The organism is Clostridium sp., from assembly GCF_026168755.1.
Taxonomy (GTDB): Bacteria; Bacillota; Clostridia; order Clostridiales; family Clostridiaceae; genus Clostridium.
On the sequence record NZ_JAPFDR010000005.1, the window covers coordinates 64500 to 78807 of the forward strand.

Here is a 14308-nt window from a genome sequence, read left to right on the forward strand (position 1 = left end):
AAAAGTAGTCTAAACTTAAAAGTGTAGATTTATTTAAAGAGGTAATAAGTAGATGGAAAGTTCGTTAAATTATTATAAAAATAATATAAGTAAAGTTAATGGTAAATTAGAAGAATTAGAAAAAAAACTTATAGTTTTTTCAATTATACGTTTTATAGTTGTTATTATTGGATTAATATCAATGTATTATTATTATAAGCAAAATAGTATAGAAGGTATGGGATTTAGTTTTCTATTTACATTAATTATATTTTTAGTAATTGCATTTTTTCATAACGAAAAGATAAATGATAAAAAAGTACTATTAACAATGTTAAATTATTATGAGAAGGGTGTAAAGAGACTAGACAATACTTGGAAGGAATTTGATGATATTGGTAAGGAGTTTATTAATAGAAATCATAGTTTTTCTAGTGATTTGGATATATTTGGAAAAAGATCTTTATTCCAATGGATAAATTTAACTAAAACTAGCTTTGGTAGAAAAAAATTAGCACATAAAATGATGTTAAACAATTTACCTACAAGATATGAAATACAAGATAATCAAGAAGCTATAAAAGAGTTAGCAAATAAGAGAGAGTTTTGTGAAAAGATATATTTTGTTGCTAGTATAGAAAACAAGAAAAAAGAAAATATAGAAGAATTATTAAACTGGGCTAAAGGTGAAGAGAAAAATAGCTTCACAACAAAGTATATATCATATATTTTTATAGCTATAACAGCAATAATTATATTCTTATCTATTATAGGACGTATTCCAATAACATATGTATTATTAGATTTGATGATAAATTATTTAGTTATTAAGTTATTAACTAAAAGATTAAGTACTGTAATAGATACCTTTATAAAAAATAAGAGGGAAATAATTAAATATAGTAGTTTATTATCATTAATACAAGATGAAAAGTTTGCAGCTAAGAGGTTATTAGAGCTCCAAAAGGAGTTAGTAAGTTCTGATATAAATTGTAAGGCTGAAATGAAGAAGTTAAAAAATATAGTTAATTGGTTAGGGGATAGTACATCAAATGCTTACTATCTTATAATAAATGTATTTTTAATGAGTGATATTTTTATTCTTTGCAATTTAGAAGAGTGGAGAATTAAAAACGGATATAAATTAGAGAAGTGGCTTGAAGTTATGGGTGAAATAGAAGCTCTAGTAAGTTTATCAACTTTAGCATTTGAACATGAAGAATGGACATATCCTACTATATCAGGTGTAAATGAGGTTGAGGCTAAAGCTTTAGCACATCCATTATTAGGGGATAGAGCTAAGTCTAATGATTTTAATCTTTATGGTAGTGAGAAAGTTGCTTTGATTACAGGATCAAATATGTCAGGAAAGAGTACTTTTTTGAGAACTATAGGATTTAATATGATTTTAACTTACTTAGGATTACCGACTTGCTCAAAATCATTTAAATGTGGAATAAGTAATATTTATACTTGTATGAGAACACAAGATAATTTAGAAGAAAATATATCTTCATTTTATGCTGAAATATTAAGAATAAAATTAGTTATTGAAGCTGCTAAGTCAGGGGAAAAGGTATTTTTCTTATTAGATGAAATATTTAAAGGTACTAATTCAAATGATAGGCATGATGGGGCAAGAATATTAATAGAACAGCTTGTTAAACTTCAAGGAGTTGGGCTAGTTTCCACTCATGATTTGGAATTATGTAACTTAGAAAAAGAAAAAAGTTGGTTAGTTAATTATAACTTTAGAGAGTATTATAAGAATAATAAAATTAATTTTGATTATGTTCTTAGAAGGGGGAAAAGTGAGACACAAAATGCAAAGCATCTTATGAAGTTAGCAGGTATTGATATAGAAGATTAATTTTAAAAATTAATCTTCTTAATTTATCATTAATAGAAGGGTGGGGAAAATTTTGGCTTTTATAATAATAGATTTAGAATTTAATAATTTAAGTGGAATACATAAGTGTATTCCAAATGTATATAATGATTATCCAAATTTAAAGAAGTTAGATTTAGTAAATGAAATAATAGAAATAGGGGCAGTTAAATTAGATACTCATATGCAACCTTGTGAAGAGTTGAAAGTATTTATAAAGCCATCAGTTATTCCAGTAATAAATCCTAAAATATTAGATATAACAAAAATAAATATAGAAGATTTAGAAAATGGAGTTCATTTTATAGAAGGTCTTAATAAACTTAAAAGTATGGTTAGTAAAGGAGATATAATTTGTTCATGGGCTAAGGATGATATAGCTGAAATAATAAGAAATGCGAATTATTATGGATATAACGATTTAAGTTGGATTGATAACTATTTAGATATTCAAGAATATGTGACAAAGATATTGGGGTTTAGAAAGTCATTGAGTTTAAAAAATGCTCTTAAGGCTTTAAAAATAAAAGTGGATGAAGGGGCATTGCATGATGCTTTAAATGATTCTATATATACAGCACATGTATTTAAGAATGTATATAATGCTAGAGCTATAAAAAAATATATAATAGAAGATATTTATAAAATGCCGGCTTTAGAAGTAACTTCATTAGAGAGGGTAGAGTTAGATTATAATAAAATAAAACAAATATGTCCTAAATGTCAAAGAAAGATTAGAGTAGATTATCCATTTAGTATAGTAGGATGGAGATTTATATGTTTAGGGACATGTACAAAATGTAACAGTAAAATTTTAGATGAACTTATTGTGAAAAAGAGTCTATGCGATGAAGAGATATATAAAGAGGTTGCAACTGTAATAGATGAATATGATTACTTAAGGTACGAAAATAAATTAAAGAATAAAATTTATAATCAAGGTTGAATTAAATTAAGAAATTATTAAATTTAAATATCATATAACAATTATATTTTATTATATGATAAAATGAATAAGAAGTATGATTTAAAGGAAAGGAAGAATATATGAATATTGCATTTCTTTTAACTCCTAAAAATGAGGTTATTTATGAATATATAGATGCAACAATGAGACAAGTAATTGAGAGAATGGAGCATCATGGTTATACAGCAATACCACTAATAGACAAGCATGGAAGATATGTTGGAACATTAACAGAGGGAGATTTATTGTGGAAATTAAAGAACACGGAAAATCTTAATTTTAAAAATACAGAAAATGTTAAAGTTAGTGAAATAGCTATAAGAACAAAACATAAGAGTGTTTCTATTAATGCGGATGTTGAGAGTATTATTAGGTTAGCTACAACTCAAAATTTTGTACCAGTAGTTGATGATGAAGGTATATTTATAGGAATAATAAAGCGCAGTGACATAATAAATTATTGTTACAATGCAATCAAAAAGGATAAAAAAATATTATAGAGTTTAATTAAAGCTGCTTGTTGTAAAGTGGCTTTTTATTTTTACTTGTATAAAATTTACTGGTGATTTAAAATTAAAAATGAGATGTTTTTACAAAGGAGTGGATACTATGTCAGTTGAATTAAATGAAAATTCAATGGGAGATCTTTTAAAAGAATTTGATGTTAAGAAAATTAATTCAGGAGATATATTAAAAGGTCAAGTTATAGATGTTAATGAAAAGGAAGTTACAGTTAATATTAATTATGCATTTGATGGTGTAATAACAAAGGAAGAATTAGTAATAGGAGATGTTTCTCCATTAGAAGTTGTTAAGTCAGGGGATACAATAGATGTATACGTTATTTCACCTAACGATGGAGAGGGATATGTTCAGCTTTCAAGGATAAGAGCATTACAAATAACTGAAAAAGAGGATTTAAAAAATGCTTTTAAAAATGAAGAAGTTATAAAAGTAGTAGTAAAAGAAGAGGTTAAGGGTGGATTAGTTGCTTACTATGGATCAATTAGAGTATTTATTCCAGCATCATTAGCTTCAAGAGAAAGAATCGAACTAAGTACTTTATTAGGAAAAGAAATTGAAGTTAAGTTAATAGAATTAGATTTAAGAAATAGAAAAATTGTTGCTTCTAGAAGAGTACTAGAAGAAGAGGATTACCAAGCTAAGAAAAAAGAACTTTGGAAAAATCTAAATAGTGGTGAAAAAAGAGAAGGTACAGTTAAGAAGATTATTAAGGCTGGAGCTATCGTAGATATTGGTGGAATTACTGGGTTAATTCATATCAATGATTTAGCATGGGAAAGAGTTAAAAAAGTTGAAGATGTAGTAAATATTGGAGATAAGGTTACTGTATTTGTAGGTGATGTAGATGTAGAACATGAAAGAGTGTCTCTAATATTAAAAGATGTAGATAAAGAGCCTTGGAAAGTTCATGCTGATAATATAAAAACTGGTGATATAATAGAAGGTAAGGTAGTTAAGTTTATGTCGTTTGGGGCATTTGTAGAATTATTCCCTGGGGTTGAAGGGTTAGTTCATATAAATGAAATTACAGATGAAAATATAGCAAAACCAGCAGATGTGCTTGAAGTAGGTCAAATTGTTAAAGTTAAGGTACTTGATGTTAACAAAGAAAATAAGAGAATTTCTTTAAGTATTAAAGATGCAGTTGAAAGATCAAATGAATATTTACAATATAATGATAACGATGATGATGTTACACTAGGAGATTTATTCAAAGGATTATTTAACTAATTTTAATATTGACATACAAATAAAAAGTAATGATATTTTTACTAGGATAATATCATTACTTTTTATAGTTTGTATTATAAATCATTGTAAAAATTATTTTAGTCTTTTGAATAAAACTATCCCAAATTAATTAAAATAAAAATTATATAGAATAAATTTAACTACTATATAGATATGATATACTAATTAATATATAATTATTTTAACAGAATTAAACAATAAGGAGACTTAAAAATGAATATTTTACAAAATTTAGAACCTAAAAAAGTTTTCGAGTATTTTGAGGCGATTTCAAATATTCCAAGAGGGTCAGGAAATGAGAAAGAAATAAGTGATTATTTATTAAATTTCGGTAAAAGCTTAGGATTTGAATCAATTCAAGATAAAGCATTAAACGTTATAATAAAAAAGCCAGGTACTAAAGGGTATGAAAATGCTCCAACTGTTATTATTCAAGGTCATATGGATATGGTTTGTGAAAAAAACAATGGTGTAGAACATGATTTTGAAAAAGATCCATTAAAATTAAGAATAGTAGATGATTATATATATGCAACAGATACAACATTAGGAGCTGATAATGGTATTGCAGTTGCTTATGCTATGGCAATATTAGCTTCAAATGATATTCCACATCCACCAATAGAAGTATTAATTACTACAGATGAGGAAACAGGAATGTCTGGGGCAATGGCTATTAATAAAGACCATATTGATGGTAAGATATTAATAAACTTGGACAATGAAGAAGAGGGATATCTTTTAGTAAGTTGTGCAGGTGGAATAAGAAGCACAGCAACTTTAAATATAGAAAAACAAGATGTTAAGGATAAAAAGGTAGTGAAAATAAGCATATCAGGACTTAAAGGTGGTCACTCTGGTATGGATATAATTAAGGAAAGAGGAAATTCAAATAAAATTCTAGGTAGGGTTCTTAAAGGTCTATTAAAAGAAGTTAGCTTTAACATTGTTAATTTAAATGGTGGTTCTAAGAATAATGCTATTCCAAGGGAAGCTGAGGCTGTTATAACTATTAATTCTAGTGATGAAAGTACAGTTATAGATGTAATAAAAAAATGGAATGATATTATAGGTAATGAATTAAGAACTCAAGATTCAGGGTTAAAGATTGAAGCTTTATCAATTAATGATAAAGAAGAAAAGGAATTCACAGATGAATCTACTAAAAAGGTTGTAGATTTATTATATCTATATCCAAATGGAATAAATTCAAAGAGTGTAGAAATAGAGGGATTAGTAGAAAGCTCAACTAATTTAGGTGTTTTAACTACTAGTGATACTGCTGTAGAATTTGACTCAGCGATAAGAAGTTCAGTACCATCATTAAAAGAAGAAATAGTTTTAAGAAGTAAAACTATAGTTGAACTTTTTGGTGGAGAATTTACAACTACAGCTGATTATCCAGGATGGGAATATAATCCTGATTCAAAAATAAGAGAAATTTGCCAAAAGGTTCATAAGGATCTTTATGGAAATGAAGCAAAGATAGTTGCAATTCATGCAGGTGTTGAGTGTGGATTATTTAATGAAAAATTAGGGAATCTTGATATGATAAGCTTTGGACCAAATCTTTATGATGTTCATACTCCAGATGAGCATATGAGCATCTCATCAGTAAGAAATTGTTATGAATATTTAAAAGCAATACTTAAAGAAATTAAATAGTTAGCAAAAAGCGAAGACGTAATGTCTTCGTTTTTTTGATGAAAAGAAAAGTTATTTTTATTATGTATATAAGTGAGTATTAATGAATATATTGTAATGTAATAAGTAAAAAAACATAATAAGTTAAGGGTTGGGAGGATGAGAAAGTGAGGTATACGAGATATAACTATAAGAAAAAGAAAAATAATCATATTTTAAAACTTATTGTATCATTTATTGGTATGAGTGGATTTGTAATAATAGTAGGAGTATTACTTGCTAATGTTATAATTCATTTTTTACCATTAAATAATGCAAGTACAGCTGATGCTAGCAATAAAAATGAGCAAGTTCAGACAGATAATTCAGAGAATGTAAGTAGCGATGTTTCAGAGGGAGAGGCAGATTCTCAAGTAAATGCTGAAGTAGCAAATACTGATGCATCTTCGGAAACTGCCCAAGGAACTATTAACACTAGTTTCGTAGCTATTCAATGCGGATACTTTGCACAAGAGGATAATGCAAAAGAAACATTTAACAAAGTAGCTAATGAATATGGAGCTTTTATATATAATGATGCAGATAAGTTTAAAGTTTTGGCTGGAGTTTATGAGTTAGATGAGGGGCAAGCTGTTATAGATAGATTAACTGCAAGTGGTATTGAATGTGCTAAAGTTGAATTTAATCTTAACAGTGGAAGTGCCATTGAAAATCAAATAGCTGGAATTTATGATGGGTATTTAGAAATATTAGATACTGCATTTAAGGATGATGTAAAATCAGTAGATACTACAGATTTTAAAGAGTGGGTTGGAAAGTTAGATGATATAAAAGAGGGAGATAAATATGAAGTTTTATCTGATTTAAAAAAACATATTAATGAATTAGGAACAGAAGTAAAGAAGGAAGACGTTTCTAATGAAATACAATATTTATATAAAATTTTGTTGAATTTTAATAAATAGAAAAATAAAAATCAATATATATTAATAGATGTAAAAAAATACAATAAAAATTAAGAAATTTTTATGTAATATTCTACAAAAAATTCATATATAAAAAGAGGAAAATGCTTGTTTGAATACCTATTAAGTGATAAACTATATTAGAAATAAAAATAGGTGACAAGAATTTACCTCTTTTTTGTTGTGTTTTAAATTAAAATTTAAAGTCAAGTGTAAGACTAACGTTAAATTGGGAATAATAATTAATAAATGACTGTAGGATGTGATATTTTGAAGTTTGTATTGGCATCTGCTTCAGAGCGTAGAAAAGAGTTATTATCTAGGATAGTAAGAGATTTTGAAATTAGAGTTAGTGATTTTGATGAAGATTCAGTACAGGTTGATAATGACATAGAAAGTTATGTTAAAATATTATCAGAAGGGAAAGCTAAGTCAGTATCATTAAATAGTAGTAAAGATTCTATAATAATAGGAGCTGATACTATAGTTGTTATAGATAATAAGGTTCTTGGAAAACCAAAAGATAAGAATGATGCTTTTAGAATGCTTAAGGCACTAAGTAATAATGTGCATAGAGTATATTCTGGAGTTACAGTTGTTAATAATACTACAAAAGTGATAAAAAGTGAATGTCTGTATACAGAGGTTTATTTTTCTGAACTTTCTGATGAGGAAATATGGAAGTACATAGACACTGAAGAATGTTTAGATAAGGCTGGTGCTTACGGAATACAAGGCTTCGGTGGGGTTTTTGTTAAAAAGATAAATGGATGTTACTATAATGTGGTTGGATTACCATTAAACTTACTGAATAAAATGATAAAAGAAGTTTTATAATTGGGGGATGGATATTATTACTTAAAAGGAGTGCTTATGGCAGAAAATATAAGAGTAAATGATATACCATTAAACGAAAGACCAGTTGAAAAGCTACTTCAGTTTGGAGTAGAAAGTTTAAGTAACGAAGAGCTGTTAGCTATATTGTTAAGAACAGGTACAAAGGGAGAAAACGTCATAGCTTTAAGTAAAAGACTACTAATTGAGCTAGATGGTTTAGACGGGCTTTTAAATGTAAGTTTTGAAGAAGCAAGTAAAATCAAAGGTATTAAGAAAGTAAAGGCTTGTCAGATAATTGCTATGATAGAGATGTTCAATAGGTTTAGAACTTTAAGATCTCAAAGAGAAAATTTTAAAATTTCTTCGCCTAAAGATGTTTCAACATTATTAATTAATGAAATGAGCAATTTTAAACAAGAAGTATTTAAATTAATACTATTAAATACTAAGAACATTGTAATAGGAACTAAAGATGTATTTAAAGGAACATTGAATTCATCTATAGTTCATCCAAGGGAAGTTTTTAAGGAGGCAATTCATAGAGGAAGTGCAAGCATAATAGTTTGTCATAACCACCCATCAGGAGATCCCAGTCCAAGTAAGGAAGATATTAATATAACTCTTAGATTAAAGGAGTGTGGAAATATTATGGGGATTGAATTGTTAGACCATATTATTATTGGTAATAATAGATATGTTAGTTTAAAGGAAAAAGGAATTATATAATTGAAAGGGGAATTCATATGGGATTTTTCAGTAGTAATAAAGATATGGGAATAGATTTAGGAACAGCTAACACGCTTGTTTTCGTTAAAGGAAAAGGTATTGTGTTAAGCGAACCTTCAGTTGTAGCAATAAATAGTAATACAAGAAAACCTCTAGCAGTTGGTCAAGAAGCAAAGCTTATGATAGGTAGAACACCAGGTAACATAGTTGCAATAAGACCTCTTAAAGATGGAGTTATTGCAGATTTTGATGTTGCACAAACTATGCTTAAAAAATTAATAGAAAAGGTAACAAGTAAGAGTGCTTTTACAAGTCCAAGAATAATAGTATGTTATCCATCAGGAGTAACAGAAGTAGAAAGAAGAGCTATTGAAGAAGCAGCAAAATTTGCTGGAGCAAGAGATGTTGTTTTAATGGAAGAACCAATGGCAGCAGCTATTGGAGCAGGACTTCCAGTTGGTGAACCTACAGGAAGTATGATAGTTGATATCGGGGGAGGAACTACTGAAGTAGCTATCATTTCACTAGGAGGAATAGTAACTAGTAAGTCATTAAGAGTTGCTGGAGATGAGTTAGATCAAGCTATAATAGCATATGTAAAAAAAGAGTTTAGCTTAATGATTGGTGAAAGAACTGCTGAACAAATAAAAATGGAATTAGGATCAGCATATAAGATAGATGATGAAAATGCTTCTATGGATATCAAAGGAAGAGATATGATAACAGGTCTTCCAAAAATAGTTACAATAACTGAAGATCAAATAAGAGAAGCATTAAAAGAGCCGGTATATTCAATTATTGAATCAATAAAGACTACACTAGAAAAGACTCCACCAGAATTATCAGCTGATATAATGGAAAAAGGAATAATGTTAGCTGGAGGAGGAGCTTTACTAAAAGGGCTAGATAAATTAATAAACCACGAAACAAACATGCCTGTTCATATTGCTGAGACACCATTAGATTGCGTTGTTTTAGGAGCAGGAAAAGCACTAGAGAATTTTGATGAATTAAGTAAGACTCAAAGAGGTCAATAATGAAACCTTTTAAAAACAAACTGGCAGTAACTATAGTGGTACTGTCAGTTGCCTTTTTAGGCATAATTATTTTCAGTTTAAAAAACAATTCGAATGTTATCTCTAGTGGTGTAGGTAGTGTTATTAGTCCATTACAAAAAATAATTTATAATGCAAATGATAAGATAAAAGGATCTTTTGATTTTTTTATTAGTTTTTCAAAGGTAAAGCAAGAAAATGAAGAGCTTGCAGCAAAAAATGCGGAATTAGAAAATAAGCTAATTGAATATAATAGAATGAAAGAGGAAAATACAACATTAAGAGAAATGTTTGATTATTCTCAAGCTAATCAAAATTATAATTATTTAGGAGCTAATATAGTTGGATATAGTGGAGGAAACATTTCTAATGGATATATAATTGATAAAGGTACTAATGATGGGGTAAAAAAGGACATGATAGTTATAACTCCAGCAGGGCTAGTTGGAAAAGTTACAAAATCAGAAAGTAATTATTCCATAGTTCAAACTATATTAAATGAAAATATTGCAGTGGCTTCTATGGTGGAAAGTACTAGAGAAACAACAGGGATATTACAAGGAATTACAGATAGCAAAAATAAAAACTTAACTATGTTATCTAATATTCCAATTGATTCCGAAATAAAAGAAGGTGATGTAATTTTAACTTCTGGACTTGGAGGAATGTATCCACAAGAAATTAGAATTGGTGAAGTAGTTTCAGTAGAAGTTGATAGTGTTGGAATTATGAAGAAAGCTATTGTTAAGCCATATGTAGATTTTAATAAGTTAGAGGGATTATTTGTTGTGGTTCCAAAAGAAGAAATTAATATTGAGGAGTAGGAGTATGAAGAAATTATATTTAGTAATTTTATTAATATTTTTATTAATTATTGATAATACTTTATTGCCTTACTACTCAATATACGGGTCATTTCCAAGTCTATTATTTACTTTTGCTATGGCTTATTCAATTATTAGGGGTAAAGAAAAGGCCATTTTTATAGGGATAGTAAGTGGATTTTTACAAGATATATTTTTCTTTTCGGGTTTTGGAGTAAATTTATTTTTAAATATGCTTTTATGTCTTTTATGTGCAAAAATAGGAGAAAGTATATTTAAGGAAAATAGATTAGTACCAGTTTTGACAGCATTAGGTGTTTCGGTGTTAAAAGTTTTAGGGGTAGTGATTATATTTAAATTATTTTCACAAAGAATTGACATACAAGTAGCATTAATTTCTTGTATATTAAATGCGATTTGTATGATGCTTTTCTATACTTTAATCTTAAAAACTTTAGATAAATATTTAGATAGGAATACATGGAGGTTTAAATGATAGTTAATAAACCTAAAAAAAATAAGGAGAGCTCTAGATATTCTGTTTTTTATATAATTATGTTTATAATGATGGGAACTATTGTTGGTAAGTTGTTATATCTTCAAGTATACAAATATGAGGATTATAAAGAAAAAGCTGATGTAAGTTCTACTAAATTTATTTCAGAAGAAGCTCCAAGGGGAAATATATATGATAGTAATGGTAATGTTATAGCAACTAACAAGCAAACTTATACTTTAACTTATATGGAAACTGTGGACTCAAAAAATTTATTTTTTAAAACTATGGATAAGGTTTTTCAGATATTAGAGGATAATGGAGAAGAGTTCCAAGATGATTTGGCTCTTAAAGTTGATGATAATGGCGGAATATACTTTGATTTTAAAACAGATAATGAATCTAGTAGAAGAACACTTGAAGTAAGGTTCAAAAGAGATAGAGGATTAAATGAAGATATAGAAAATAAAAAATTTGGTGATAAAGAAGGGGATTATACTGATGATGAGATAAATCAAGTTAATGATGAACTTATGAAAATATCAGCAGAAGATACTTTTTATTATCTTGTTAAAAGTTATGATTTATATAAACTTTTATTACCAGAAAACTATACTTCAGAAGAGGATAGTGAGTTAGCAAAAAAATATAAAGATGCAACAGGTAAAGAAATATTAGATGATTTATTAAAAGAATACTCTATACAACAAATAAGAAGATATATAGTAGTAAAAGATGCTATAAAGATAGGAAGTTATAGTGGTTATTCAAATATAACAATAGCTAGTAATATAAAGAGAGATACTGCTTTTGTTGTTTATCAACAATTAAATGACTTGCCTGGAATAAATGTTAGTTTAAAACCTGTTAGATACTATCCATATGCAACTTTAGCTTCAGCTGTTGTAGGTTATGTGTCGTCGATAAGTAGCTCACAACAAGAAATCTATGAATTAAAGGGCTATGATACATCTACTGATTTAATTGGTGTATCAGGAATAGAATCGGCATTTGAAGAACAGTTAAAAGGAACAAAGGGTGGAACTACTGTAAAAGTAAATTCTCAAGGTAGAACAACAGAAGAGTTATTTAAGTTAGAATCTTATCCTGGGAATAATGTACATTTAACAATAGATAAGGATGTTCAATATGCAGCTCAAGGGGCTTTAAAAGACCAAATATTAAAATTACAATCAGAAGGATTAACAAGTGCCACAAGAGGAGCAGTTGTTGTGATAGAAGTTAATACTGGTAGAGTTATTGCTATGGCAAGCTATCCATATTTTGATCCTAATGATTTTGCAATTCCAAGTGAATTAAGCACAGAAAAATATAACGAATATTTTAATCCAGATTTAGAGTCATTTGGTACAAAACATATTCAAAGTAGTGGTGCTACAGGAACTTTAGATAAACTTTTTCCTGATGAAAATGAAGATGGAGTTAGAGAAGATAAGTATGATCTTTATCCAAGATCTATGCTAAATTATGCCACTCAAGGGTTAGTACCTCCAGGATCTACATTTAAACCATTAACAGCTGTTGCAGCATTAACTGAAGGAGCTATAACAGAAGATTTTACAGTTAATGACGTTGGGGTTTGGAGTAGTGAATATACAGGAAATCAAGTACTTGAAAACTTCCAAAAGATAGGCAATGGAATTACAGATGTAAGAAAAGCACTTCAAGTATCATCTAACTATTTCTTTTATGAGACAGCTATTAGATTATATGAGAAAAATGGTGCTAATATAGATGCACTTAACTCAATAGCTCGGTATGCATGGAAATTTGGGCTTGGTGTAGAAGGAAATAAAAATGCATCTACAGGTATTCAAATATATGAAAACTTTGGGCAAACATATAACTTTGTATCATGGAGAAAAAGTCTTGCTTCAAATGCGAAATATTCAATAGTTCCAGCTCTTGAAGAAGGGGTATATTATGGATATTCATTTGTACCATTTGATATTAGTGATATAAGTACTGATTCAGATGAATTAAAGGAGTTAAAAACTAGTTTAAAAAATAATATTAAAGAAACATTACTTAAGGTTGGTACTGATGAGCAAATTACTAGTCAAGATGAATATGCTAAAAGCATACTTAGTACTGTTAAGAAAATAATGGAAATATCTGATAAATATAAAGAAAATGTGGCTAGTTATGAAGCCGATAACAATAAAGAAGTAGATATTGATGCTCAGGCTAAAACAGTAGCAAATGCTATTGCTTACTTTACTGTAACAAATCAGACTGCAGAAATAACATCACCAATTAACTTAGTGCAAGATGCTATAGGACAAAGTATGAATGCATTTACTCCATTACAAATGGCAAATTATGTTGCTACATTAGCAAATGGAGGAACTAGATATAAGGTTTCTATAGTTGATAAGGTAACATCACCTACAGGTGAGATTATTCAAGAGTTTACTCCAGAGGTTGTAGAAAGTAATCCAATTGATCCAGAGATATTACAAATTGTTAAGGAAGGTATGAGAAGAGTTAATACTTCACCTTCTAATGGAACAGTATATGAATTATTTGGTAATTTCCCTATTGAAGTTGTAGGTAAGACAGGAACTGCTGACTTTGGAACTTCAGAACAATATGAATTCCAAGGAAGAAAAGCATATGCAAATTATATAAGTTTTGCACCAATGGATAATCCTCAAATAGCTATATTTTCAACTATATATGATGGTAATAGAGGGGGAAATAGTGCTTATGTTCATAAAGGAATATATGAAGCTTTCTTTAAAGATGAATTGTTAGCTATTAACCCTAATTATGCAGAGACTTCAGAAACTTTCCAGAAGTATGTTGTAGAAGCACCAGCTGATAATAATCAAGAGGCTGAGGAAGAAAATCAACAACAGGAAGCTGAAGGAGAGGTTCAAGAAGAACAAGCTCAACAAGAGTAACAAAATAAATAAATACAATAAAAATAAGAGAAGTTTAATAATTACTTCTCTTATTTTAATGCTAAAATTTAAATAATTTATAAAGATATTATTTACTTAAAAAGGTTGTTAAACTATAATTGATAATACATATATTGGCAAAATAAGTGAAAATTTTTAGGAAAATTACAATACTTTAAGTACATTGTGTTTTTAATTGTAGTTATATGATATAATTAAAAGTA

Annotated in this window: 12 protein-coding genes; all 12 read left to right on the top strand. The window is 28.2% G+C overall.

Features of this window, described 5'->3' with window-relative positions; all coding sequences use genetic code 11:
- The first annotated feature begins 52 nt into the window (after positions 1 to 52).
- Entirely contained in the window at positions 53 to 1849 is a 1797-nt protein-coding gene (locus tag Q0Y03_RS03510) for a DNA mismatch repair protein MutS (RefSeq protein WP_297712446.1), read from the top strand.
- Positions 1850 to 1901: 52 nt separating this feature from the next.
- A complete protein-coding gene (locus tag Q0Y03_RS03515) occupies positions 1902 to 2813 on the top strand; it encodes a 3'-5' exonuclease (protein WP_297712447.1) in 912 nt (303 codons plus the stop codon).
- A 101-nt stretch (positions 2814 to 2914) separates the two neighbouring features.
- The gene (locus Q0Y03_RS03520; RefSeq protein ID WP_294139112.1) at positions 2915 to 3334 is read left to right on the top strand and encodes a CBS domain-containing protein; all 420 of its coding nucleotides are present in this window, start codon (positions 2915 to 2917) and stop codon (positions 3332 to 3334) included.
- A gap of 109 nt (positions 3335 to 3443) precedes the next feature.
- Positions 3444 to 4589, top strand: a complete 1146-nt coding sequence (rpsA, locus tag Q0Y03_RS03525; RefSeq protein WP_297712448.1) for a 30S ribosomal protein S1 — start codon at positions 3444 to 3446, stop codon at positions 4587 to 4589.
- Between the two features lie 234 nt (positions 4590 to 4823).
- A complete protein-coding gene (locus Q0Y03_RS03530) occupies positions 4824 to 6275 on the top strand; it encodes an aminoacyl-histidine dipeptidase (RefSeq protein WP_297712449.1) in 1452 nt (483 codons plus the stop codon).
- 146 nt (positions 6276 to 6421) lie between these two features.
- The gene (locus Q0Y03_RS03535; RefSeq protein ID WP_297712450.1) at positions 6422 to 7219 is read left to right on the top strand and encodes a hypothetical protein; all 798 of its coding nucleotides are present in this window, start codon (positions 6422 to 6424) and stop codon (positions 7217 to 7219) included.
- Between the two features lie 270 nt (positions 7220 to 7489).
- On the top strand, positions 7490 to 8056 hold the full coding sequence (locus Q0Y03_RS03540; protein WP_297712451.1) for a Maf-like protein: 567 nt from the start codon (positions 7490 to 7492) through the stop codon (positions 8054 to 8056).
- A gap of 36 nt (positions 8057 to 8092) precedes the next feature.
- Positions 8093 to 8782 carry a DNA repair protein RadC gene (gene radC, locus Q0Y03_RS03545; RefSeq protein ID WP_297712452.1) on the top strand — a complete coding sequence of 230 codons (690 nt, stop codon included), beginning with the start codon at positions 8093 to 8095 and terminating at the stop codon, positions 8780 to 8782.
- Between the two features lie 17 nt (positions 8783 to 8799).
- Complete coding sequence (locus Q0Y03_RS03550; RefSeq protein ID WP_133014034.1) at positions 8800 to 9819, top strand: rod shape-determining protein; 1020 nt, start codon at positions 8800 to 8802, stop codon at positions 9817 to 9819.
- Positions 9819 to 10661, top strand: a complete 843-nt coding sequence (gene mreC, locus Q0Y03_RS03555; RefSeq protein WP_297712453.1) for a rod shape-determining protein MreC — start codon at positions 9819 to 9821, stop codon at positions 10659 to 10661. Before Q0Y03_RS03550 ends, mreC begins: the two co-directional genes overlap by 1 nt.
- A gap of 4 nt (positions 10662 to 10665) precedes the next feature.
- A complete protein-coding gene (gene mreD, locus Q0Y03_RS03560) occupies positions 10666 to 11157 on the top strand; it encodes a rod shape-determining protein MreD (RefSeq protein WP_297712454.1) in 492 nt (163 codons plus the stop codon).
- On the top strand, positions 11154 to 14084 hold the full coding sequence (locus Q0Y03_RS03565) for a penicillin-binding transpeptidase domain-containing protein (protein WP_297712455.1): 2931 nt from the start codon (positions 11154 to 11156) through the stop codon (positions 14082 to 14084). Before mreD ends, Q0Y03_RS03565 begins: the two co-directional genes overlap by 4 nt.
- Positions 14085 to 14308 lie beyond the last annotated feature (224 nt).